At 44.2% G+C, this 22685-nt stretch carries 23 protein-coding genes; 17 read left to right on the top strand and 6 right to left on the bottom strand.

The annotated features are described in order from the left end of the window. Nucleotides 1–31 precede the first annotated feature (31 nt). Nucleotides 32–1003 carry a hypothetical protein gene (locus B5G00_RS02430; protein ID WP_087267959.1) on the bottom strand — a complete coding sequence of 324 codons (972 nt, stop codon included), beginning with the start codon at nt 1001–1003 and terminating at the stop codon, nt 32–34. Between the two features lie 52 nt (nt 1004–1055). On the opposite strand from B5G00_RS02430, the gene B5G00_RS18850 reads away from it, so the two are divergent. The 3 genes from B5G00_RS18850 to B5G00_RS02420 all read left to right on the top strand — a co-directional run bounded on the left by B5G00_RS18850 (nt 1056) and on the right by B5G00_RS02420 (nt 2779). Further along, nucleotides 1056–1214 carry a hypothetical protein gene (locus B5G00_RS18850; protein WP_158229610.1) on the top strand — a complete coding sequence of 53 codons (159 nt, stop codon included), beginning with the start codon at nt 1056–1058 and terminating at the stop codon, nt 1212–1214. A gap of 81 nt (nt 1215–1295) precedes the next feature. Continuing rightward, nucleotides 1296–2102 carry a sensor histidine kinase gene (locus tag B5G00_RS02425; RefSeq protein WP_087267956.1) on the top strand — a complete coding sequence of 269 codons (807 nt, stop codon included), beginning with the start codon at nt 1296–1298 and terminating at the stop codon, nt 2100–2102. Nucleotides 2103–2161: 59 nt separating this feature from the next. Beyond that, on the top strand, nt 2162–2779 hold the full coding sequence (locus B5G00_RS02420) for a flavodoxin family protein (protein ID WP_087267953.1): 618 nt from the start codon (nt 2162–2164) through the stop codon (nt 2777–2779). Between the two features lie 78 nt (nt 2780–2857). Here B5G00_RS02420 and B5G00_RS02415 read toward each other — a convergent pair whose 3' ends face one another. Together B5G00_RS02415 and B5G00_RS02410 are read right to left on the bottom strand one after the other, a co-directional pair. Beyond that, the gene (locus B5G00_RS02415; RefSeq protein ID WP_087267950.1) at nt 2858–3247 is read right to left on the bottom strand and encodes a hypothetical protein; all 390 of its coding nucleotides are present in this window, start codon (nt 3245–3247) and stop codon (nt 2858–2860) included. Further along, a complete protein-coding gene (locus tag B5G00_RS02410) occupies nt 3244–3447 on the bottom strand; it encodes a helix-turn-helix transcriptional regulator (RefSeq protein WP_087267948.1) in 204 nt (67 codons plus the stop codon). Before B5G00_RS02410 ends, B5G00_RS02415 begins: the two co-directional genes overlap by 4 nt. A gap of 567 nt (nt 3448–4014) precedes the next feature. Here B5G00_RS02410 and B5G00_RS02405 point away from each other — a divergent pair. The 4 genes from B5G00_RS02405 to B5G00_RS02395 all read left to right on the top strand — a co-directional run bounded on the left by B5G00_RS02405 (nt 4015) and on the right by B5G00_RS02395 (nt 6425). Further along, entirely contained in the window at nt 4015–4716 is a 702-nt protein-coding gene (locus B5G00_RS02405; protein ID WP_087267945.1) for a site-2 protease family protein, read from the top strand. Between the two features lie 266 nt (nt 4717–4982). Next, nucleotides 4983–5978 (top strand): alpha/beta hydrolase, encoded by a 996-nt coding sequence (locus tag B5G00_RS02400; protein WP_162613468.1) that lies wholly within the window; start codon nt 4983–4985, stop codon nt 5976–5978. Next, complete coding sequence (locus tag B5G00_RS18845; RefSeq protein ID WP_158229611.1) at nt 5975–6151, top strand: hypothetical protein; 177 nt, start codon at nt 5975–5977, stop codon at nt 6149–6151. The genes B5G00_RS02400 and B5G00_RS18845 overlap by 4 nt, the downstream gene beginning before the upstream one ends. Continuing rightward, nucleotides 6111–6425, top strand: a complete 315-nt coding sequence (locus B5G00_RS02395; RefSeq protein ID WP_087267939.1) for a 4Fe-4S dicluster domain-containing protein — start codon at nt 6111–6113, stop codon at nt 6423–6425. The genes B5G00_RS18845 and B5G00_RS02395 overlap by 41 nt, the downstream gene beginning before the upstream one ends. 65 nt (nt 6426–6490) lie before the next feature. Here B5G00_RS02395 and B5G00_RS02390 read toward each other — a convergent pair whose 3' ends face one another. After that, nucleotides 6491–8047 carry a nitrite/sulfite reductase gene (locus tag B5G00_RS02390; RefSeq protein ID WP_087267936.1) on the bottom strand — a complete coding sequence of 519 codons (1557 nt, stop codon included), beginning with the start codon at nt 8045–8047 and terminating at the stop codon, nt 6491–6493. A gap of 205 nt (nt 8048–8252) precedes the next feature. On the opposite strand from B5G00_RS02390, the gene glgX reads away from it, so the two are divergent. Beyond that, nucleotides 8253–10430 (top strand): glycogen debranching protein GlgX, encoded by a 2178-nt coding sequence (glgX, locus tag B5G00_RS02385; protein WP_087268503.1) that lies wholly within the window; start codon nt 8253–8255, stop codon nt 10428–10430. Between the two features lie 162 nt (nt 10431–10592). Here the strand turns inward: glgX and rbr are convergent, their stop codons facing one another. Further along, entirely contained in the window at nt 10593–11198 is a 606-nt protein-coding gene (rbr, locus tag B5G00_RS02380) for a rubrerythrin (RefSeq protein WP_087267934.1), read from the bottom strand. 109 nt (nt 11199–11307) lie between these two features. Between rbr and B5G00_RS02375 the strand changes: the two genes are divergently transcribed. The 6 genes from B5G00_RS02375 to B5G00_RS02350 all read left to right on the top strand — a co-directional run bounded on the left by B5G00_RS02375 (nt 11308) and on the right by B5G00_RS02350 (nt 17232). Further along, on the top strand, nt 11308–11592 hold the full coding sequence (locus B5G00_RS02375; protein ID WP_087267931.1) for a hypothetical protein: 285 nt from the start codon (nt 11308–11310) through the stop codon (nt 11590–11592). 185 nt (nt 11593–11777) lie between these two features. Continuing rightward, nucleotides 11778–12872: an aldo/keto reductase gene (locus tag B5G00_RS02370; RefSeq protein WP_087267929.1), complete on the top strand. Its 1095-nt coding sequence runs from the start codon at nt 11778–11780 to the stop codon at nt 12870–12872. A gap of 105 nt (nt 12873–12977) precedes the next feature. Further along, entirely contained in the window at nt 12978–13814 is an 837-nt protein-coding gene (locus B5G00_RS02365) for a DUF3737 family protein (RefSeq protein ID WP_087267926.1), read from the top strand. 98 nt (nt 13815–13912) lie between these two features. Next, on the top strand, nt 13913–15046 hold the full coding sequence (locus B5G00_RS02360; protein WP_087267923.1) for an aldo/keto reductase: 1134 nt from the start codon (nt 13913–13915) through the stop codon (nt 15044–15046). 211 nt (nt 15047–15257) lie between these two features. After that, nucleotides 15258–16514 (top strand): glycosyltransferase family 4 protein, encoded by a 1257-nt coding sequence (locus tag B5G00_RS02355; RefSeq protein ID WP_087267920.1) that lies wholly within the window; start codon nt 15258–15260, stop codon nt 16512–16514. Continuing rightward, on the top strand, nt 16441–17232 hold the full coding sequence (locus tag B5G00_RS02350) for a glycosyltransferase family 2 protein (protein WP_087267918.1): 792 nt from the start codon (nt 16441–16443) through the stop codon (nt 17230–17232). Before B5G00_RS02355 ends, B5G00_RS02350 begins: the two co-directional genes overlap by 74 nt. On the opposite strand, the gene B5G00_RS19555 is transcribed toward B5G00_RS02350, so the two are convergent. Beyond that, nucleotides 17227–18573 (bottom strand): gamma-glutamyl-gamma-aminobutyrate hydrolase family protein, encoded by a 1347-nt coding sequence (locus B5G00_RS19555; RefSeq protein WP_087267916.1) that lies wholly within the window; start codon nt 18571–18573, stop codon nt 17227–17229. The genes B5G00_RS02350 and B5G00_RS19555 overlap by 6 nt on opposite strands. Nucleotides 18574–19051: 478 nt before the next feature. Between B5G00_RS19555 and B5G00_RS02335 the strand changes: the two genes are divergently transcribed. The 3 genes from B5G00_RS02335 to B5G00_RS02325 are packed head-to-tail and all read left to right on the top strand — an operon-like array spanning nt 19052 to nt 22662. After that, nucleotides 19052–19807, top strand: coding sequence for an ABC transporter permease (locus B5G00_RS02335; protein WP_242971254.1), 756 nt, complete (start codon nt 19052–19054; stop codon nt 19805–19807). Nucleotides 19808–19825: 18 nt separating this feature from the next. After that, nucleotides 19826–20590, top strand: coding sequence for an ABC transporter ATP-binding protein (locus B5G00_RS02330; RefSeq protein WP_087267911.1), 765 nt, complete (start codon nt 19826–19828; stop codon nt 20588–20590). Further along, nucleotides 20587–22662, top strand: a complete 2076-nt coding sequence (locus B5G00_RS02325; RefSeq protein WP_087267909.1) for a hypothetical protein — start codon at nt 20587–20589, stop codon at nt 22660–22662. Before B5G00_RS02330 ends, B5G00_RS02325 begins: the two co-directional genes overlap by 4 nt. Nucleotides 22663–22685: the final 23 nt, after the last annotated feature.

Genomic DNA, 22685 nt, shown 5'->3' with positions numbered 1-22685 from the left:
GCATCATACCTGCCCCTGCTGGGAGTATCTATTAAACTTTACTGTTCTTTACCTCTTCTTTAATCCTGCCAAGTTCCTCCGGAGAAAGATTGCCAGCTTTCATAATATCTTCATCGCTGACAGTCCCCAGTTTAAGTAAATTAACGACCACATTTTGAATGCCCTTCTGAATACCCTGTTCTTCTACATAATCTGATAAGTTGCACATTAATCCCACCTCCTTCGCCAGATCACTGTGCATTTGAATATGATAGTCCTTCTCCAGCCTTTTTTTCTTAATATGATAAGGAATTTCTGTTGAAAGCAAAGTATTTATCATACCGATAAATAAGTCTTCAGAAGATATTTTTTCATTTAGAGCTATGATAATCACAGAAATTTTGTCATAGGCCTGGGGATGATCCGGCAGACCGGGCAGAAGGTCCCTTTTTCGGAAGGAATACTCGGAAATAGCATTCCCAATCTTTTTAGGAGCATTCATACAAAGCCAGATAGAATAGACCTTTCGGATACTGTCATAATCAGAAGCGGTAAAATCAACGCTAGACTGTGCGGAAATCATTCTGGCACTGTAAAAAATTCCTCTTGTTACGATTTCATAGCCGGGATAAAAAGACTTCTGAGCTTCCACATTAATAATCATTTGTACCTTGTTTCCCTGAGGAACAGATACCCGAAAACGGATATCAAAGTAAACAGTTCCTTCTTCGGGAATTTTGTCTTCGTTAGGCATGCCGGAAATTTTTTCAGCCCTATTGTAGGCTGGTTCAGAATCTTCGAGAGATTCTTTACTATTACCGGGGTATACCGATATAGAAGAAATCTCCGGTGTTCCCTCAATATGCGGGATAATCTGCCTTATAGATAAATCCGTAAATTCTTTTACAGTACGCTTTAGTATCCAGGCAAGAATCTGCTTCTGGCTCAGTACACGTTTGCACTGGGTATCGTACTGTATTTTTTCTTTTGCATACGATAATTCCTTGGACAATTCATTATTCATATGCATTTTCTCCTTTATGAAACAATTATAAAGGGTTCGGAAGAGACTTGCAATGAAGAATTGGCAGAAAATGATCCTTCTTTCTTCTATTGAGTTTGTGACAGCTCTTTATCTGACAGTCTTTCTTCTCGCTGTTATACGCAGCACAAAGCTGGATTTCAGCTATCTCGGTCTGAATTTTTTCCTTCTGTCAGGAAGCATGCATGTGTGATTCTGGAGTCTGCTCCTGATTCTTGGAAAGATCAGGATAGAAGAAAGTGTCCTGCTGCCACCGAAGCATTTTGCTGTTATCATGGCGATTCCAGGCATCAGTTTCCTGGTCCTGGTTTTCTTTCTGCTCAGGATCAATTCCTATCCTGACACTTTATTTTATCTGGAGTTTTCTCTGATCACCGCCTTTATTTTCATTAATATGGCAACGGCTTTTATTTACAGCCAGTTTTGCAACCTGCTCCAACGGAATACAGACATTCTTCTTCAACAGCAGATAAAGCTTTCAGAACAGTATTATGAAGATCTGTCTCTTTCTCAGCAGCGGCTGAAAGGCATACGCCATGATATGAAAAATCATCTCCAGTCTCTTAGCTGGATAGCTGCAAGGATCACTCCTAAGTCCAGGGAAACTGAAGAGCTGCAGGAATATCTGGGACAGCTGATACAGGATATCGGAGAAGCGTCTCAGATCCTGTCTACAGGAAATATGGGAATGGACGCCATTTTATCTCTGAAAATCGGTCAGGCAAAAGAGCAGAAGATAACCGTCCACAGCAAAATTTCTGTTCCAAAAGAAATGAGTTTGGCAACAGAAGACAGTATCATTATATTGGGAAATCTTCTGGACAACGCCATAAAAGCATGCAGGGAAAATCCGGAAGAAAAAAGATGGATCTGTCTGGATATCCATTACATTCCCCATTCTCTTTTTATACGGGTAACAAATCCTTTGCCTTTATTGCCGGAAACATCAGAAGGCCATGAAAAAAACAGTGGATTCGGCTTGAAAAATGTCCGCACTGCAGTAAAAAACTATCATGGCGTACTTGAGATCCAGGAGGAAAAAGAGTGTTTTACAGTTAAGATCCTTTTATATGATTTGTAATTTTCTTGACAGGCATTGTATAATAAATTAGAAATTGAATGATCGAGGAGGAATGAATGATGAAAGTATTGCTGATTAACGGAAGCCCCAATGCAAAGGGCTGTACTTATACTGCTTTAACGGAAGTGGCCTCTACTCTCGAAGCAGAGGGTATTGAAACAGAACTGATTCATGTGGGACATAAGGATATACGGGGCTGCATCGGCTGCAGAAAATGTCATACCACGGGAAAATGTGTCTTTGACGACCTGGTAAATGAGACTGCTTCAAAATTTGAGGAAAGCGACGGGATCGTCATCGGCTCTCCCGTTTATTATGCCTCTGCCAATGGTACTCTGATTTCCTTTCTGGACCGCCTTTTCTACAGCACAAGCTTTGACAAGAGCATGAAAGTCGGCGCATCTGTAGTATCTGCCAGAAGAGGGGGATGTACCGCAACCTTCGACGAGCTGAATAAATATTTTACAATTTCCAATATGCCCATTGCCTCCAGCCAGTACTGGAACCAGGTGCATGGCAACACTTCGGAAGAAGTTAAGCAAGATATTGAGGGATGTCAGATCATGCGGACATTGGGAAGAAATATGGCTTTTCTTATTAAGAGCATTGCTCTTGGAAAAGAAAAATATGGTCTTCCTGAGAAAGAACCCTTTACACCTACCAACTTTATCCGGTAAGTCAGCTGTCAACTGTAAAAACAGCCCTCTGTGTGCAGGTTATGATACCTGGGTCCGCAGAGGGCTTTGTTATTATTTTCAGATTTTCTTTTCAATAATACTGCTTGCAATGATTAGGACCAATGGCTGTATCAGGATAATTACTCCTACAATTATGGCAGAAACCATATAATTTAAAGTAATAAATATCAACATAGCAATGCCCAGAAGCATTAAGGTGATCATATTGGTGATATTTCCGGCTTTTTCCTTTATGGCAATATTACGCTCATCTAACACATTAATCCGATAAGAAGAATCCGTATGGAGCATTCTGCGGTGGAGAAGCTGTGTATGGGTAACCGAAAATACACATGTAAAAAGGATTGCCAAAGCCATATCTGCTCCAGGTGGAAATTCCGTAAATGCCATCAGCAGAATAAGCAGTAATGCAACAATATAGCCGAAATACCAGAACTTTTCTTTCATGACTCTTCCTCCTCATAAATAAAGATGTCTTCTATGCTCATATGAAAATATCTGGCAATTTTAAAGGCCAGCAAAATGGAGGGGTTATATCGCCCATTTTCTAAAGATCCTATGGTTTGACGAGATACTTCAAGAGCAGAAGCTAACTCTTCTTGTTTGATTCCTCTTTGTTTTCGTAATTCTTCCAGCCGGTTTTTCACGGGATTTTCTCCTTTATGGAAAGCTAACTTTCCTTTCTTGATTCTATCTTATGGTATCTTGAAGAAAATGACAAGTATACTTTCCATAAAAGCAATAGAAGGGCAATAGAAGGAGAGATTTGTGAAGCAGGTGAAATTGACAATCCCGACTATATGAGATAAAATTGTGAAAACATAAAACCTGTCTGGCACTTAAATAAAATCTTTATCAGAAAATATGAGAATTAAGGCATTAGACATAGGAAATGTAAGGCTAAACTGTAGGCCCGAATTTGGGCGGTACGGTTAAAAAGGGAGAAATATAGAATTCAACTGTATTATTTCAGTGTGAAGTACGGTTGAAAATGAGAAAATGTAAAATACAACCGTATAGCAGTCATACAATGTACGGTTGTATAAAGGAAATGCGAAATATAACCGTACAACGACCATTTAGAGTACGGTTACAAAAAGAAAATGCGAAATACAGCCGTACAACGATCATTCAATGTACGGTTACAAAATAAGAAATGTGAAATAGAACCGTATACTCTGTCTCAGACATATATGGTTAGAAAGGACTTTTTTATGTATCTAAATTATTATATCCAGCAGCTCCGTCTGCTGATCTACACGGTGCCGGTTATGCTCATTGCCATAACGGTTCACGAGTTTGCTCATGGCTGGGTGTCTTACAAGCTGGGAGATCCAACTCCCAAGTATGAAGGACGGTTAAGTCTCAATCCCCTCAGACATCTGGATCTTATCGGAACTTTGTGTCTTTTATTCTTTCATATGGGCTGGGCAAAGCCTGTAAGGATCAATACCGCCTATTACCGGAATAAGCGGCAGGGAATTATATGGGTTTCTCTTGCAGGACCTGTTGCCAACTTTCTCACGGCTTTTCTTTCTCTGCTGATCTGCGGCGCTCTTATACGCTTCGGAAATTCAGGGAACAGTGCTGTGACTATAGGGGTTATGCTGTGTTATTATTCTGCAGTGATCAATATTGGCCTGGGCGTTTTTAACCTGATTCCAATCCCTCCTCTGGATGGTTCTAATGTGGTAGAGCAAATGTATCCGAGAGTTCTGTATTTTTACCAGAGGATCCGCCCATACTGTACATTGATCCTCCTTATTCTTTTAGCTACAGGAGCGCTGTCAAGGCCGCTGAATACGGCGAATAACGGAATTTTTGCAGCTATGTGGAATATTGTCAGTGCGCTTTTTTCTTTGGGGACAGGAGGAAGTTCCGGCGGAGGTGTACCTCAGAGCGGAGGATATATTTAACATTGCCCTACATACAGAGAGGGAACCATTTTATCCAGGACAGAGATGAGCTTTTTGTCCTGGATTTTCTTTTATTCCTTAAAGGGGCTTGACGAGGGTGTAGTTTGTGAGAAAGACTTTGGAAAGATGAAGAAACCTTAAGGTTTATACTGAAAAACTTTCTGGCTATTCTGAATAAACTGCAGATATTTTAAAATAAGATTATATAATGAAAAAAGAAGGATAGAAAGCAATGGTGAAGATCTATGAAAAAGAGATATTTGCTTATGGCTGGAACAGCAGCTGCTGCATTATGGTGCGGACTGAGAAATAAAAAGTATCCTCTGGCGGTGGGGTATCCACTTATCAATAAATTTATTGTACCAGGATTTTTCCTTTCTCCTTATATATTAAATATAGCAAACCGACGGTTAGCTTCTATGGAGCTGCCGGCTTCTCCACGAGGAATAGAGAAGATGACAAAATGGATTGAATCGGGAGATGGCGGGAAGATACGGCTTACTATTTACAGACCGGAGGCAATGGAAAATAACATGCCCTGTCTGGTCTATTTTCACGGAGGAGGTTTCTGTCTGGAAGATGCTCCATATATCCATGAGCATATGGGAAAATATGCGGCAAAAGCAGAATGTACAGTTATTTTTGTCCATTACAGGACATCAGAGAAATATCCTTTTCCGATTCCTTTTACAGACTGCTGGGAGGGCCTTGAATATGTTCGCCAAAATTCCGGGAATCTGCATATTGACAGGAGACGGATTGCAGTGGGCGGCGACAGTGCAGGCGGTGCTCTTGCGGCTGCCTGTACACTCAGAAGCAGGGATGAAGGGAAGCTTAACATTTGCTTTCAGATGCTGATCTATCCTGTGCTTGATGCACGTATGAAGACAGAGTCTATGAAAAAATATACGGACAGTCCAGTCTGGAACGCCCCTTTGTCGAGAAAAATGTGGGAACTGTATTTAAAAAACGGAACTTTCGGAAAGAGGTATTATGCATTTCCCGCTGAGGCAGAGGACTTTCACGATCTTCCGCCGGCATATATCGAGGTGGAGCAGTATGACTGCCTCCATGATGAAGGCGTTGATTATTGGAGGAATCTGAAAAAAACTGGAATCACTGCGGAATTACAGGATGTGAAAGGCACGTTCCACGGTTTTGACGTATTTACGGAAACAGAAATCACAAAAAAGATGCTGGAGATTCGGTGCAGAGCTTTGCACAGAGCATTACGAAATACAATGAAAGGAAAGGGCGAATGATTTACAAAGACTTTAAAGAACTCAGCCTTTCACGTCTGGGAATGGGAAATATGAGACTGCCTACGAAGCTGGGCCAGATCAATCAGAAAAAGGCACAGGAAATCATAGATTACGCTATGGAGCAATGTCACCATGATCTTAAGCGGTATGAGTACGATGGACCAGATCCGTGATAATGTGGCGACAGGATATCAGTCAAAACTGGCAGTACCATGTACAGCATGCCGTTATAGCTGCGACGGATGTCCGGTGAAAATTGATATTCCAGCCTGGCTGAACCTTTATAATGAACGGTCTCTTAGAAAGGATAAGAAGCGTTGGGAGGAGGCAGTGAAAGCTCAGAATGGACCGGATACTTGTATTGGATGCGGTCAATGCACTTCTCACTGCCCACAGAATATTGACGTACCTGGGTATATGAAAAAACTGGCAGCAGGAAAGTATTGAAACAAATTAAAATAATAACAGGTTCCGTTTTCAGGAAGTGAGATAGGAAATAAATCAGGAGAATATCAGCGAATCAATTTTGCTGCTCCCTCAAACTCCCGTACCAGTTCCAGAAATCTATCTTTATTTTCCGGAAGCCATTCTTCAAAACTTTTATGGCTTTTTTGAATATCTCTTCCCAGTTCCACTAAGAATTCCGGGATTACTTCTTCCGGCAGAATACCGGCCTCTTCCCCAATCCTGGAACCGGGCTTCTTTGCCTGTCCATTGATAAACAGGCGGAAGGCCGGAAGAGTTTCTCCCTCCACTTTTTTTCGGCATCCCATGAATCCAAGAGAGGAAGCCTGATGAGTCCCGCAGCCGGAAGGGCAGCCGGAGATATGGATTCTGGGAAGCAGACCGTCGGGGAAGTTTTCTTTTCTCACTCTTTCGATGCAATGAGCCAAAAGCCACTGAGAGCAGCCTATCCCCCGCTGGCAGATAGGGACTCCTATACAGCTTGTGCTGGTTTCAAAGAGATTTTCACCGCCGCTGCCTGTGGCTTCAAGGATTCTGGGAACCTCCTTTGCCGTAAGGTGGAGAATGTATATGGTGCCATCGGGAGAAAGCCGGAGCTCCGTATCCGGAATATTTCTCAGCACTTCACAGAGCACCATAAGGTTCTTCTGGGTAAGGCAGCCGCCTATGGGGTGATAGGATACAGCATAAAGTCCAGGCTGTTTTTGAGGAAAGATCCTGGAGCCTTCGATTTCTCCATCCCCGGATTTTAATGTCGAATGGGAATAGAAGACCGGCCAGGGAATTTCTTCTTTTCTCGCCTCTTCCAGACAGCATAGATACTCTTTTTTGATTCCTTCTTCGCCAAGTGTGTCCTGGAGATAGCGACTTCTGGATTTTCCACGATTCTTATAATCTCCATACTTTGTAAACAGGCGGATCATGGCGCTGACATAAAGACTCACCTCTTGAGGTTTTCCATTTTTTTCCACCAGAACGCCCATTTTCGGATTGGGTCCCAAACCTCCGGCGCAGTACACAGAAAAAGTTCCCTCTGGGTTTGCCGTAAAGCCCAGATCTCTCATGTTGGCATGAGTGGTATTCTCCTCTGTATTTGAAAAGGCCACTTTTAATTTCCTGGGAAGATGAAGTTCCGTCATGCGGCTGATAAGGTAATCACTGACAGTCTCTGCATAAGGCAGCACGTCAAAAGCCTCCCGGCTGTCTGCACCGGATAGGGGGCTGGACATTACGTTTCTGGGATTGTCCCCGCCTCCTCCAATAGTAATGATTCCCTTCTGCAGAGCTTCCCGCATTAGAGAGACCACCTGGGAAGCAGACAGATTGTGTACCTGTATAGTCTGGCAGGTAGTGATCTTCATAAGTTCAAGAGGATATTCCCTTGTTTTTTCTCCCAGAAAGGCCAGATGCTCTTTGGAAATCCTGCCGCCGGGAAACCGGAGGCGGAGCATGTAGTTTTTCTCCCTCTGAGCATAGCAGCCAAACCTTCCGGAAATTCCCTTAAAGGTTTTCCGGTCAATTTCTCCGGCCTCAAAGGCCCGGAGCCTTTCTTCAAACAGTTCTGTTTCCTTTATAAATTGCTGAATCAATTCTTCACTGATCATAACCAATCGCTCCTTTAATGCTATTTCTAGTTTTCACAGATTTTCCCAGATTATACATTTACAGGAGAAGGGGTCCTGTACTTCTTTTAAAAGACGTGATAAAATTATGGACAGTACGAAAATTCTTTTCTATAAAACATTTGATAAACAGCATTTTTCAGAAATTCAGCCAGAAGCAGGACATATCCCAGAAAGGAGAGGCCAGATGGCAAAAAAGAACAAACCTCAAAACAGGATTTCTCAGAGATTGATTCCTCAGAAAGAATATCTACTGCTGGAAGATTTTGCCGGTATTGAGATTGAATCCGGTGAAAATATAAAGCCCATTGACCAGGTCAATGGTTTTCAGATACGTCCGGGATTTTATGAGATCAATGGGGCTTCTGCCCTGCCTGACGGTGTCAACTTTACACTTATTACCTATTCCGGAACCTCCTGTGAGCTTCTCCTGTTTCACAGAAAGGCCCAGGTTCCCTATGCCCGGATACCATTTCCGGATAATTACCGGGTAGGAAATGTATATTCTATGTTTGTTTTTGGCTTAAAGGCCGATGAGTTTGAATATGCATATTCCATAGAGGGCCCCTATGACCCTTCGAAGGGACTGCTTTTTGACAAAGAGAAATATCTTCTGGATCCCTATGCAAAGGCAGTCACCGGTCAGAGTGAATGGGGAAAACAGCTTGCAGGCGGAGCTTTTTATAAAGCAAGAGTAGTCCATAACAACTTCCATTGGGAGATTCCCAAGAGAAAGAACACGGTATCAAAACTTCAGGACTGTATTATTTATGAAATGCATGTCCGTGGCTTTACCCGCCATGAAAGTTCTGGAGTAAAGCACCCGGAGACCTTTGAAGGCATTCGGGAAAAAATACCCTATCTGTTGGATCTGGGAATCAATGCAGTAGAGCTCATGCCGGTATTTGAATTTGATGAAACCCGGAATATGCGTACTGTGAATGGCCGTCAGCTCCTGGACTACTGGGGCTATAATCCGGTATGTTTTTTTGCCCCCAATACCAGCTATGCTTCAGAGCAGGAGTATAACCGGGAAGGTACAGAGCTGAAAAATCTTATCAAAGATCTTCATAAAAACGGGATCAAGGTAATCCTGGATGTGGTATTCAATCATACGGCAGAGGGGAATGAAGAAGGACCTTTCTTTTCCTTTAAGGGGTTTGACAATAACATTTACTATATGCTTACCCCTGACGGAAAATACTATAATTTCAGCGGCTGCGGCAATACCCTGAACTGCAATCACCCTATGGTAAGAGACATGATCCTGAACTGTCTCCGCTACTGGACCACCAGCTATCATATCGACGGCTTTCGGTTCGATCTGGCTTCTATACTTGGAAGAAGCGAGGACTCTTCTCCTATGAGCCGTCCTCCTCTTCTGGAAAGACTGGCCTATGATCCAATCCTGTACAGTACAGATCTGATCGCTGAGGCCTGGGATGCAGGAGGTCTCTATCAGGTGGGAAGTTTCCCCTCCTGGAACCGTTGGGCAGAGTGGAACGGAAAATACCGGGATGATCTCAGAAGCTTTCTTAAAGGAGACGAAGGACTGGCAGGAGCGGCGGCCATGCGGATCCTGGGTTCCCCGGATCTCTATCCCAGAGAAAAGCGAGGAGATAATGCCTCGGTAAACTTTATCACCTGCCATGACGGCTTTACTTTGTATGACCTGTATTCTTACAATCAAAAGCATAATGAGGATAATGGCTGGGATAACACCGACGGAGCCAATGACAACAGGAGCTGGAACTGCGGAGAAGAGGGGGAGACAGAAAATCCTGAAATTCTCCGGCTACGCCGGCAGCTTATTAAAAATGCCTGTGCAGTGCTGATGTGCAGCAGAGGCACGCCTATGTTTCTGGCAGGAGATGAATTTGGCAATACGCAGTTTGGAAACAATAATCCATACTGTCAGGACAACGAAATTTCCTGGCTGAACTGGGAGCAGTTAAGGGAAAATCAGGAGATTTTTGAATTCTTTAAATTTATGATACATTTTCGGAAAGATCATACTATCCTGAGGAAAGATACCCGTCCAAGCTCTGCAGGCTTTCCCTTTTTCAGTCTTCACGGCACCGCTCCCTGGCAGAAAGAATACGATGGGGATACCAGGACCATAGGCGTGATGTTTGCAGGCCGGGAAGAGGATGGAAGAGAAGATATCCTGTACCTGGGAGTCAATGCTTACTGGGAGCAGGTAACGTTGGAACTGCCCAGGCTTCCTCAGGGGTTCTGCTGGATGCCGGTTCTGGATACTTCCAGAGGCAAAGCAGCCCTGATACAGGGAGATGAGATGCTGGATCAGAATATCTATGTTATGAATCCCCGAAGCGTATGTATTTACATCGGGAAAAAATTATAAATGTTGCTTCTATAGGGCAGTCTGGAGGACTTTCCTGATAAAAAAAGAATGGAATATGTTGTGCAGGAATGGGGAGCCAAAATCCGGTGCAAAATATTCCATTCTTTCTTTTATTCCTGCGAGCAGTCAGCCAATCGGACATGCTCGCATCAGGGGCTTTGACTAATTCTCCAGTGCCGTATAGGGGGCCAGCTCCAGCCGGACAAAGTATCCTCTGTCATGGCCGCATACCGGACACTTTTCAGGCACTGCCGTACCATTGTAAATATGCCCGCATTTTAGACACATCCAGGAAGTCTTTACATCAGACACAAAAAGCTTATTCTGTTCCAGAAGTTCTGCAAACAGGCCGAAGCGGTCTCCATGGGTTTTTTCTACAGCACCCACCATATGGAAAGAAGCGGCAATTTCAGGAAACCCTTCTTCTCTGGCCTTTTCTTCAAAAGCTTTATAGACGTCCTCATGTTCTTCAAATTCATTATGCTGGGCAAAACGAAGGAGCCTGGCCACATCTCTGGAAATATCCACCGGGTAAGAACCATCAATAGATATACTGGTTTCTGCTGCCTGGGAGAGATGGTTATAGAAAATTTCTGCATGTTCCCTTTCCTGATTGGCGGTAAAAGTAAAGACTGCTTCAATAACTCCAAGGCCTTCTTTTTTCGCCTGAGAAGCAGCCATAGTATAACGATTCCGGGCCTGGCTTTCTCCGGCAAAAGCCCGCATGAGATTTTCTTTGGTCATACTGTTTTCAAATGAAATAGACATGATAGATTCCTCCTTTTCACCTAGTCTGTCCCTGCATTAGAAAATTTATCCATGAAATCTCACTTTTCCTGTTTTTCCACATAGGATAAACAAAAAAGGATTTTATCACATGGACTATAGTTCTTATCAGCAGGTTACAGGAGTTATCCAGGAGATCCGGCGGGGAAATTCCTGCTGCGATCTGCTTATTTCTATCAGGACAGATAACGAGACCGTAAATTTTATGGTGTCCGGCGACACGAAGATCGTAGATAATACAAGGCTGCGGAGAGGGATACGGGTGGCTGCTTTTTATGACGCCAATCTGCCCGCCCCAGACCACACCCCAGAGGATCGTTGTCCTGTGTCCTTTTGCATAAGTGCCGGTCAGGACACAGAAAAAAACAGTCCATAGAACTGCAGCTGCCGGATTCCCTGTCCGCTGATAAAATGGAGGAGAGGAATCCGGATCAGCAGAGCTCCTATGGAAAATTCTTTTTCCCTATTGACCTGTAGTGAACTCTAAGAACTATAATAGCAGAGACACGAAAAGTGTGGACAATGGTTACAAAGAAAAGTGTGTAAAGGAGAGAAGAGATTATGGAATATAGAAAACTTCCCCATGGGAAGGAAATGATCAGTGTTCTGGGACTGGGCAGCAGTTCTATCGGCGGAGCAGGAGAAAAAGAAATTGCCCAGGCAGCGGAAATGGCCGTAGAAAATGGCATTAACTATTTTGACCTGGCTTCCGGAGATGACAAACCTTTTCCAGTTTATGGACAGGTCTTTTCCGGCTTAAGGGACAAGGTTTATTATCAGATCCATTTTGGTGCTGATTACACCACGGGAGAATATGGCTGGACTACCAGCCTGGATAAGATTAAAAAATCCATTGACTGGCAATTAAAATCTTTAAAAACCGATTACATTGATTTTGGATTTATTCATTGTATAGATGAAGAAGCAGATTTGAACAAATACATAAAAAGCGGAGTGCTGGACTACCTAAAAGAGTTAAAAGACCAGGGAACGGTCCGTCATATCGGTCTTTCCTCCCATACGCCTCCTGTGGCAGAAAAAATCCTGGATATGGGGCTGGCAGATATGATGATGTTCAGTATCAATCCTGCTTATGATTATCAGAAAGGGGATTATGGCATTGGAGAGGTAGACCAGCGGATGGAACTGTACCGCAGGTGTGAAAAAGAAGGCATCGGAATTTCAGTAATGAAAGCCTTTGCCGGAGGTCAGCTCCTGAGCGATAAAACTTCTCCTTTCGGTAAGGCACTGACTGAATATCAATGTATCCAGTATGCTCTGGACAGACCGGGAGTCCTTACAGTTCTTCCCGGAATCCGAAACTGTGAGGATTTAAAAAGGATCCTGGGATTTTTCCAGGCCTCTCCTGAGGAAAAGGACTATGCTGTAATCGGCAGCTTTGCTCCCCAGGCAGCAGAGGGCGTCTGCGTATACTGCAACCACTGCCAGCCCTGTCCAAAAGGTCTGAATGTAGGACTGATCAATAAGTATTATGATCTGGCAAAAGCCGGGGATACCCTGGCAGCAAATCACTATGAAAAGCTGGAGGTAAAAGCTTCCGTCTGTATCCAGTGCGGCCACTGTGATTCCAGATGTCCTTTCCATGTAAAACAGGGAGCACGGATGAAAGAAATCGTCCAGTATTTTGGTGCATAGTTTTTAGCTATATATTCCCATTCATTTTGAGTATTGGATAATTTTTATTTATAGTGATAGAGTTTAAACAGAAGAAAATATTGCTGAATAAGGAGAAATGTAAAAATGGAACGAATTGAAAATCAAACCTTTGATATGGAAAGAGCCCTCTATGGAAGTCATGAGATATCTGTAAAAAATTGCTCCTTTGACGGCCCGGCAGATGGAGAAAGCGCATTAAAGGAGAGTAGTGATATAAATGTGGAACACTGTTTCTGCAATCTGCGCTATCCCTTCTGGCATGACCACCGGCTGAAGATCACAGATTCAGAAATGACCCCCCTGTGCCGGGCAGCTCTGTGGTATTCAGACCATATAGAAATCACCGGCACAAAACTTCATGGCATCAAGGCTTTAAGAGAATGCAGCGATATTATCATGAAAGATTGCCACATTGTTTCACCGGAGTTTGGCTGGTCCGTAAAGAATCTGAAAATGGAGGACTGCAGTGCGGAAAGTGAATATTTCATGATGCGGTCTCAAAATCTTCAGTTTTGCAGGCTGAAAATGACAGGAAAGTATTCTTTCCAATATATCGAAGACGCTGTATTTGAAGACTGTGAACTGGACACCAAGGACGCCTTCTGGCATGCCAAAAATGTGCTTGTGAAAAACAGTGTGGTGAAAGGAGAATATCTGGCCTGGTACAGCGATGGTCTGACCCTGGAAAACTGCAAGATCATCGGTACACAGCCTTTGTGCTACTGCAAAAATCTGAAACTGATCAACTGTGAAATGGTGGATACAGACTTGAGTTTTGAAAAGTCTCAGGTGGATGCAGTTATCACCACTCCTGTGATCAGCATTAAAAACCCTCTTTCCGGATGCATTCAGGTTCCGGAGGTTGGAGAGATCATTCGGGATGACGAAAACTCCAAATGTGAGATTATCCTCACAAAATAATTGACTTGAAGTTTACTCCAGGGATTATAATAATACCGGGCTGTTTATTTTATGAGACAGTCCTAAGAATATGAAAAACAGAAAAAGGAGGCAAAATTATGATTTACAAAGAGTTTCAGGATCTGAAATTATCTGCTCTTGGAATGGGCGCTATGCGTCTCCCGGTGATGGACGGAGATGATTCCAAAATCGATGAGGCAGCGGCAAAAGAAATGGTTGCCTATGCCATGGAGCAGGGGGTAAATTATTACGATACTGCATGGGGCTATCATGACGGAAATTCCGAGCTGGTAATGGGAAGAGCTTTAAAAGAATACCCAAGAGACAGCTTTTATCTGGCTACCAAATTCCCCGGCTATGATCTTGCCAATATGGATAAGGTGGAAGAAATCTTTGAGAAACAGCTGGAAAAATGTCAGGTAGAATACTTTGACTTCTATCTGTTCCACAATGTATGTGAGATGAACATTGACGCATATCTGGATGAAAGCCATGGAATTTATGCGTATCTGATGAAACAGAAAGAGAATGGAAGGATCCGTCATCTGGGATTTTCTGCCCATGGCAGCTATGACGTTATGAAGCGTTTTCTGGATAAATACGGAAAGAGCATGGAATTCTGCCAGATTCAGTTAAATTACTTAGACTGGAGCTTCCAGGATGCCAAGGCAAAAATAGAGCTGCTAAAAAAACATAACATTCCTGTATGGGTTATGGAGCCTTTAAGAGGCGGACGACTGGCTAATCTCACCAAGGAAGAAGAGGCCAAACTGAAAGCTATGCGTCCTGAAGAGGGAACCCCTGCCTGGGCTTTCCGTTTCCTGCAGTCCATTCCAGAGGTTACTGTAGTCCTGTCCGGTATGTCCAACATGGAGCAGATGAAAGACAATATACATACTTTCCAGGAAGAGAAACCTCTGTCAGAGGAAGAAATGAAAAATCTCCTGGCTATGGCAGATGAAATGGTGCAGAAGATTGTCCTTCCATGTACTGCCTGTCATTACTGTGTCAGCCACTGTCCTCAGGAGTTGGATATCCCGACTCTGCTGGCCCTTTATAATGAGCACTGCTTTACCAAAGGCGGATTTATTGCGCCTATGGCTCTGTCTTCCTATCCGGAAGATAAACTGCCAAGTGCCTGTGTAGGCTGCAGAAGCTGTGAAGAAGTCTGTCCGCAGCAGATCAAAGTATCAGAAGCCATGGCAGACTTTGCAGAAAAACTGAATATGTAAAAAATAGAAAATCAGGAAGGCGGCACTGGCTGCCGGCTAGTTGAAATTTTTTTAAATAAGGATTCATGTCAACGGATTTTGGAGGAAATTCTTCCAGAATCCGTTTTTTTTTCCAACTGGTTCATAAGGAAATCTTCCATCCGCCCTGTTACACTGTAGCCGTAACGAAAAAGCAGCAGGGGTTTCCCCTGACAGAAAGGAGCGGAATAAAATGACACATAAGGTTTTGATCGTTACTACAGTCAGCGGATTTTTATGGCAGTTTGAAAAAAACACCGTAGAGATTTTAAAAAGCCAGAATGCAGAGATCCATTATGCGTCAAACTTTGAAAATCCGGCTTATGCTTTTGATCAGAAATACTTTGAAGAGAATAGAATCCAGATCCATCCGATATCCATCCAGAAGTCTCCATACCGTCTTAAAGATAATTTCAGCGCATGGAAAAGTCTTATGGAAATCATTGAGAAAGAAGAAATCGATACCCTCCACTGCCATACCCCTGTAGGAGCAGTGCTGGGAAGACTGGCGGCCAGGTTTTCCAAAAGACAGGTAAAGGTGATTTATACCGCCCACGGATTTCATTTTTATAAAGGAGCAGGCCTGAAAAACTGGCTGCTCTATTATCAGGCAGAGCGGTTTCTCGCCAGGTATACGGATATCCTTGTGACCATTAACCGGGAAGATGAAAAACGGGCCAGAGGTTTCTCTCTGAAAGATTCGGGCTGGGTAATGAAAATCCCCGGCGTAGGGGTTGACCGTGATAAATTCCGGGTACGATTTGAAAAAAGACAGGAGGCCAGAGCAGCTCTTGGTGTAAAAGGGGAGGAACTGTGTCTGCTTACCGCCGCCCTGTTAGACAAAGAGAAAAATTATCAGACAGTATTGCATGCTTTAGCACAGATAAAAGACATGGCTTTTCGGTATTATATCTGCGGGGAAGGACCTTACCGGAAAGCTTTAGAAGAACAGACTGCCAGTCTGGGGCTGAAGGAAAAAGTAGTTTTTCTGGGATTCCGCCGGGACCTGGATTTTCTCCTTCAGGGAGTAGATATCTTCCTTTTCCCTTCTCTCCGGGAGGGCCTTGGCATGGCGGCTTTGGAGGCTATGGCCTGCGGCGTACCTGTCGTAGGCGCAGACAACCGGGGAACCAGGGAATATATCCGCCACGGAGAAAACGGCCTTCTGTGCCAGCCCAGAAATGCCGGGGATTTTGCAGCAGCTATCCGTATTCTGGCCCAAAATCCTTCTCTGAGAAATAAAATGGCTGTCCGGGCAAGAAAGGACAGCTGGAGATTTGGAGCAGAAGAGAGCCGGCTCTATATGGAGCAGGTATACCGTATTGCATGGAAAGGAGAGGATCATCCTGGATACAAAAGTAAAAATCAGCGTAATCATGAGCCTTTACAATCCCCGGCCTTTCCCCTGGCTGAAAGCAGCGGTGGATTCCGTTTTGAATCAGAGTTTTGAAAATTTTGAGTTTCTTATCTACGATGACGGTTCCGATGAAGAGTGCCGAAAGGCCATTCAGGAAATCGGGAAGCAGGATGCCCGGATCCATATCCTGAGAGGAGAAGAAAACCGGGGAATCGCCTATGGTCTGAACCAGTGTATCCTAAGAGCAAAAGGCCAGTATCTGGCCCGCATGGATGGAGATGATCTTTCCCTTCTCAGGCGTCTGGAGGTTCAGGCAGCCTTTCTGGACGCCAATCCTGCTTATGATTATGTGGGAGCAGCGGCAGCCCTTCTGGAAGGAGAAAAGCTGTGGGGCACCCGGCAGATGGCTGCTGCTCCTCAAAAAGAAGACTTTCTTTCCTTTTCCCCCTATATCCATCCTTCGGTGATGTTCCGGAGAGAGGTCTTTGAAAAATATGGCCTTTATGATACCTCAGACCTCTGCCGCAGATGCGAAGACTATGAGCTGTTTATGCGGCTTCACTCCAGAGGAAGCTATGGATATAATCTGAAGGAAATCCTCCTTCATTATCGGGAAGAAAAAGAAAGTTATAAAAAAAGAACCTTCATAAGCCGCCGAAAAGAGGCCAGGCTGCGCAGGCAGAAATTTCCTGCGCTGGGCCTGACCGGACTTCGGGCGGAATGCTATAAATACAAGCCCTATGGAACAGCCGTAATCCCTAAAAGTATTTATTGGCAGTTAAAAAGAGGCAAAGCATCTGCCTTTTTATGAAGCAAGCGTTATTACAAGGTCCTGGAATCTTTCTGATTTTGTCCTTATATCCTCTTCTGTAACACCGTAGTAGGACTTGATGTCTTTCACGATATTCATTAAATGGGGCATTTCTTCCGGATCCCCCGTAACTGAGCAGCCGAGACATTCCCAGTGTTTTTCTATGTCGATCTGAATCTGCCCTTGAGGGAGGTTTATTTCGTAAATATGATAATCCATCGGAAAAAGTGCTTCCGGAATCTCATTTATCTTTTTCTGCCGCAGCTCCAGTTTTTCCCCAAAAGCTTTCTGTAAAGCCGGATCCTGGTAATCAGAAGGCAGAATACTGTCCAGAGAGGGGAGGTCTGCCTCTTCCAGGAGCCTGGGGCAGTGTTTCATGATCAGGGCCTCTTTTAAGTTCCCTTTCTGCTGGTGACAGATGCGGTTCTCTTTAGAAAGCTCTATGCCATGATATTTTTCCATGATATATGCGATAACCTGGTCCAAAGTATGAGGATTGGCAGTGATGCTGTTTTCTATTTCTTCTTTTCTTTTTTTAAAAAAGGCCCGCCCTTCAAGTTCCTGGGGAGAAACGTCCCTGTCCGTTACTCCTTTGATGTAAATACTTGTAGGACCATCTGCTCTGATCGTACTGCTGCCGGCAGCAGCTTTTACAAAATCCTGAAATATTTTCCGGCTGTTCTCATCCACTTTATGGGAAAATTCCGGATGCCACTGAACCGCCCACAGGAATCTGGATCCCGGCTTCCATACTGCCTCTACAAGACCGTCAGGGGCATAAGCCATTGGCTGAAGGCCAGGGGCAAGATTTCGGATTCCCTGGTGATGACAGCTGTTTACCGGAAGTGAGTCTTTCTTCAGAAGTCTCTGTAAAGGCGTGCCCTTTATCAGATCTACAAGATGCGCAGGCTGGTCATAGGGCGCCGGCTGGCGGTGGCACACAGAAGAGGGGAATTGCGCTGGAAGATCCTGATAGAGATTTCCTCCCAGCAAGGCATTGAACAATTGTAACCCCCGGCAGATTCCCAGGGCAGGCTTATCCTCTTCAAGAATTATCGGCAGCAGTGCAGCCTCCATTTCGTCCCGCTCCGGACAGCATTCCCCGCATTTTTCAAAAACTGCTTCCCGGTAAACAGCAGGAGACACATCATGACCTCCGGTAAAAAGGAAGCCGTCAAAATAATTTACAAGTTTCTCTAGAGCTTCCCTGTCCGAGGTAAGAGGCAGCATAACAGGAATCCCTCCTGCCTCCTCAATCCCCTTCATATAGCCGGGAAGCATCCAGTAGCTTTCTCTTTCTCTATCCACCAGCGGGATAATACCGATCAATGGTTTTTTCATTTTACTTTTTCTCCTTCCTATCGAATAAGCCTGTATCTTTCATGACTGGTATGATCTGTAAAAGCGAATTTCTTTTTGACTTATTGTAACACAGTCGAAAAAGCAGGTGAATACTTATGCTCAGATCAATAGAAAAACTTTTAACTCTTTCACAAAATCAGCACCTCACACATTGGATCAACAGTACAGCAATCTCAGCAGCCAGCAGGATAATCAGCGCAAAAAGGGACCTTGGCAAGGTCCCAACTATGCCTGCCAGTAAAAGCATGATCCCATTTCGAATGGGGTAAAACCATTCCAGGAGAACAGAAAAAAACTGCGCTTTGCATGGCGAAGAAAACCGCAGCCACAATGGTCTGAAGGGTAATGCCTCCGTAAAGTTCACAATTCACACATTCTGCCGTGTTTCTGTTTTTTCAGGTATCATTTCGCCCTTTCTGGAAAAAGTAAAAGAAAAGCCAGAATGGAGCAGAAGTACATGAAACAGACCTTATTTGTAATACAGGAACTGGTATCCAGAGAAATGAAGCGAAAATACAGCCGGTCCAAGCTGGGGATTTTGTGGAGCGTTTTAAACCCCTTATTATCAATGGCCGTTCTTTCTCTGGTATTTTCTACCATGTTCCGAAAATCCATTGAAAATTATCCGGTATATTATCTCACAGGTTTTCTGATCTGGAGCTTTTTTACCACAGCTACCAACACAGCTATGACTTCTCTGGCTGACAACCAGGCTTTGCTCCTTCAGATCCGCCTTCCCAGAGAAATTTTTCCTTTCTCCCGGGTATGTACGGCCTTTATGAATTTTCTCTATTCCCTGGGGGCCTATGTGATGATCCTTGCTGTTTTTCGGATCTCACTGGGCATTTCTGTCCTTTTCTTCCCTCTGGTCATGGTCCTGTTATTTTTCTTCTCTCTGGGTGTTGGGTATATTCTGTCGGTCCTCTATGTGTTTTTTGGGGATATCCGTCATCTTTACTCTGTATTTCTCACTCTGCTTATGTATCTCTCCGCTCTTTTTTATCCTCTGGAGCTGCTGCCTGAGGGAGTGCAGGCTTTTATCCGGTTAAATCCCATTTATCAGTTTATCTATGCCGCCAGGTCCTGCGTCATGTACCGGGAAATTCCCTCCGCCTGTCTCTGGGTGAAAATGAGCCTATGGAGTTTTTTGTTCTATCTTGCAGGAATATATATCTTCCGAAAAGCAAAGACTAAAATCACATTGAAACTTTGAAACTCCAGGAGGAAACATATGGAAAAGGGCAGACCGGTAATCTCTGTAAAAAATGTCAGTATGGAATTCCAGGTACCTTTGGAGGGCAGTTCCAGTCTGAAAGAATATCTTATTAAAGTCTTTACAGGGAAAAACTCCAGCCGCACCCTAAAGGCTCTGAAAAATATCTGGCTGGACGTTTATGAAGGAGAAATCCTGGGGGTCATAGGCACCAATGGCTCCGGGAAAAGCACTTTGCTGAAGATTATTTCAGGAGCCATTACCCCTACCAGAGGCAGGGTGGAAACAGTGGAAGAGAACATTCAGCTTCTCACTTTAGGCACTGGTTTTGACCGGGAGCTGACGGCCAGGGAAAATGTATATCTAAACGGCGCACTCCTTGGATACAGCCGCAGTTTTCTGAAAGAAAAGTATCCGGATATTGTCCGTTTTGCTGAGCTGGAAGGCTTTATGGAACAGAAAGTAAAAAATTTCTCTTCAGGCATGGTATCAAGGCTGGGATTTGCAATCGCCACGGCTTCCGATAAACCGGGAATTCTGATTTTAGATGAAGTCCTCAGTGTAGGAGATGTATTTTTCAAGGAAAAAAGTACCGCCAGGATCCGGGAACTGATGGAAAAAGGACGGGCAGTCCTCATTGTTTCTCATTCTACAGATACTATTCTCCAAAACTGCACCAGAGCTCTCTGGATCGAAAAAGGGATACAGAAGCTTACCGGAAATCCTAAAGAGGTCTGCCAGGCCTATCTGGACTATGGGAGGAAACGAGGTGAAAGGAAATGAAAGCCCGTATTTACAAGGTTCTTGTAAACCGTGTGCCTGCTATCCGCAGAAAATATCAGGAAGCCAGAAAAGAAGCGGTTACCAGAGGCGCCAGGCTCCTTCTCTTTGGGAAGCTTCTTTGGTGGAATCTGGAATATTATCTTTCAGGGGGAAGGACACAGAAGACAGAAATCTGCTTTACAGAAAAGAAAAAACTGCTCTTTGAAGAATCGAAAAACTTTACTGGCATGTCCGGGGAACAGCTTGTAAAAGAGCTGTCTGGGTATGACGTGATTTCTTTTGATGTCTTTGACACCCTTCTCCTCCGACCCTTTTCCGCTCCTGAAGACCTGTTCTATCTGATAGGAACAGAACTCCATTATCCAGATTTTCCGGTACTCCGGGTATTGGCAGAAGATCAGGCCCGGAAACGAAAAGCAGAAAAAACAGGGACCGGGGAAGTCACCTTAAAAGAAATCTGGGAATGTCTGGAACCCCTTACAGGAATCCCTGTGGAGACAGGAATGGCTGTGGAAATGAGCACTGAGGAAAAGTATTGTCAGGGGAATCTATACTTTCTGCCTGTCCTGGATAGTTTGAAAAAAGTTCAGAAAGTCCTTCTGGCAGTCAGTGACATGTATCTGGAGAAAAGCTTTATCCAAAAGCTTCTGGAGAAATATTATGGTCCTGTCTTCCATAGGGTTTTGATTTCCCAGGAGGAAGGCTGTTCCAAGGCAAATGGAAAGCTTTATGAAAAAGTCCGGGAAACTGCTAAAGAAATTTGGGCTGAACAAACAGGCTCTGCTGAAGGCTGCTGGCGGCTGGCTCATGTGGGCGATAACCCTCACTCCGATATCTTCATGGCTAAGAAACGGCAGATAGATGCCTTTCTCTATCCAAATCCTCAGGACACTGGAAATCCTTACCGGCCCTTTGACATGTCCAGGATTACGGGGGGCATCTACCGGGGACTGGTAAATATCCGGTTTCATACAGGGGCAGGGAAGTATTCCGTCTTCTATGAACTTGGCTATACTTACGGAGGCCTGGCGGCTTTAGGTTTCTGTCAGTTTATCCACAGGAAAGTACAGGAGTGGGAAAGATGCCGGATCTGTTTTCTGGCCAGGGATGGAGACGTCTTAAAACAGGTCTATGACCAACTTTATCCCGGATCCTCCACCTGTTACCTGCTCTGGTCCAGAAATGTCTCCGCAAGGCTGGGGGCAGAGCGATTTCCTTTTGATTTTTTTCAACGCTTTCTCTTTCAGAAAATCAATCAGGGATATTCTCTGGAAAGGATTTTCGCCAGCATGAGACTTTCTGTGCTAAGGGAGGATGCCTGCCGTTATCTGCACTGCTCAAAGGACAGCGTCCTTACGGAAAAGAAAGCCCTTGGCTGCCGGGATTTCCTTCTAAAACAGTGGAAGAGGGTGCTGGAGGTTTATAAAGAAGAACAGGCTCTGGCAGGAGAGTATCTGAGGACACTGCTCCTTTCTCCAGAAGAATATGTACAAAATTATGGGCTGGAGCAGAGAAAAATTATCCTGGCAGATATCGGCTGGGCCGGCAGCGGCCCTCTGGGACTGGAATATGTCCTTCACAAAACCTGTGGCCCTTCCTGGAAAGTCCACACCCTTTTAGCAGGCAGCAGCGGTGCTCCCAGTCCGGACAGGGACAGCTCCCAGGGCTTTTTCTTTGAAAATCAGATGGACAGTTATTTTTTCTCCCAGAGCCACAACCGGGACCTTTGGAAATTCCACGACCTGCATAAGAAGCACAACCTGTATCTGGAACTTTTGTTTACCTCACCTTCTCCCAGTTTCCAGGGATTTGAAAAAACAGAGAACGGCAATATAAATTTTCTATTTGCCCCAAAGGAAAGCCATGAAAAGGAAGTTCGTGAAATCCAGAAGGGCATTCTGGACTTTGTTGCAGATTACCAGAAATATTTCGGAGATTTTACTGCAAAGGGCCAGGGAAACATTTCCGGAAGGGACGCCTATGCTCCTCTTGTTCTTTTCCTGAAAGATACAGCTTTCCAGAAAAAACTGGAAAAAGCTTTTTTGTGGGATATCCGTGAAAATGTAGAATGAAACAGCAAAGGGCAGGTATGAAG

Source organism: Blautia sp. An46 (assembly GCF_002161645.1).
Lineage (GTDB): Bacteria > Bacillota > Clostridia > Lachnospirales > Lachnospiraceae > Blautia > Blautia ornithocaccae.
Note: the sequence above shows the minus strand (reverse complement) of the source record. Positions and strands in the feature narration are given on the sequence as shown.

Coding starts and splice junctions, on each gene's coding strand:
- B5G00_RS02355 (WP_087267920.1), top strand. CDS start 15,258: ATGACACATAAGGTTTTGATCGTTACTACAGTCAGCGGATTTTTATGG.
- B5G00_RS02405 (WP_087267945.1), top strand. CDS start 4,015: ATGTATCTAAATTATTATATCCAGCAGCTCCGTCTGCTGATCTACACG.
- B5G00_RS02370 (WP_087267929.1), top strand. CDS start 11,778: ATGGAATATAGAAAACTTCCCCATGGGAAGGAAATGATCAGTGTTCTG.
- B5G00_RS02395 (WP_087267939.1), top strand. CDS start 6,111: ATGATCTTAAGCGGTATGAGTACGATGGACCAGATCCGTGATAATGTG.
- B5G00_RS02365 (WP_087267926.1), top strand. CDS start 12,978: ATGGAACGAATTGAAAATCAAACCTTTGATATGGAAAGAGCCCTCTAT.
- B5G00_RS02400 (WP_162613468.1), top strand. CDS start 4,983: ATGGCTGGAACAGCAGCTGCTGCATTATGGTGCGGACTGAGAAATAAA.
- glgX (WP_087268503.1), top strand. CDS start 8,253: ATGGCAAAAAAGAACAAACCTCAAAACAGGATTTCTCAGAGATTGATT.
- B5G00_RS02335 (WP_242971254.1), top strand. CDS start 19,052: ATGAAACAGACCTTATTTGTAATACAGGAACTGGTATCCAGAGAAATG.
- B5G00_RS02390 (WP_087267936.1), bottom strand. CDS start 8,047: ATGATCAGTGAAGAATTGATTCAGCAATTTATAAAGGAAACAGAACTG.
- B5G00_RS02350 (WP_087267918.1), top strand. CDS start 16,441: ATGAGCCTTTACAATCCCCGGCCTTTCCCCTGGCTGAAAGCAGCGGTG.
- B5G00_RS18845 (WP_158229611.1), top strand. CDS start 5,975: ATGATTTACAAAGACTTTAAAGAACTCAGCCTTTCACGTCTGGGAATG.
- B5G00_RS02325 (WP_087267909.1), top strand. CDS start 20,587: ATGAAAGCCCGTATTTACAAGGTTCTTGTAAACCGTGTGCCTGCTATC.
- B5G00_RS02415 (WP_087267950.1), bottom strand. CDS start 3,247: ATGAAAGAAAAGTTCTGGTATTTCGGCTATATTGTTGCATTACTGCTT.
- B5G00_RS02430 (WP_087267959.1), bottom strand. CDS start 1,003: ATGAATAATGAATTGTCCAAGGAATTATCGTATGCAAAAGAAAAAATA.
- B5G00_RS19555 (WP_087267916.1), bottom strand. CDS start 18,573: ATGAAAAAACCATTGATCGGTATTATCCCGCTGGTGGATAGAGAAAGA.
- B5G00_RS02425 (WP_087267956.1), top strand. CDS start 1,296: ATGGCGATTCCAGGCATCAGTTTCCTGGTCCTGGTTTTCTTTCTGCTC.
- B5G00_RS02360 (WP_087267923.1), top strand. CDS start 13,913: ATGATTTACAAAGAGTTTCAGGATCTGAAATTATCTGCTCTTGGAATG.
- rbr (WP_087267934.1), bottom strand. CDS start 11,198: ATGTCTATTTCATTTGAAAACAGTATGACCAAAGAAAATCTCATGCGG.
- B5G00_RS02330 (WP_087267911.1), top strand. CDS start 19,826: ATGGAAAAGGGCAGACCGGTAATCTCTGTAAAAAATGTCAGTATGGAA.
- B5G00_RS02420 (WP_087267953.1), top strand. CDS start 2,162: ATGAAAGTATTGCTGATTAACGGAAGCCCCAATGCAAAGGGCTGTACT.
- B5G00_RS18850 (WP_158229610.1), top strand. CDS start 1,056: ATGAAGAATTGGCAGAAAATGATCCTTCTTTCTTCTATTGAGTTTGTG.
- B5G00_RS02375 (WP_087267931.1), top strand. CDS start 11,308: ATGGACTATAGTTCTTATCAGCAGGTTACAGGAGTTATCCAGGAGATC.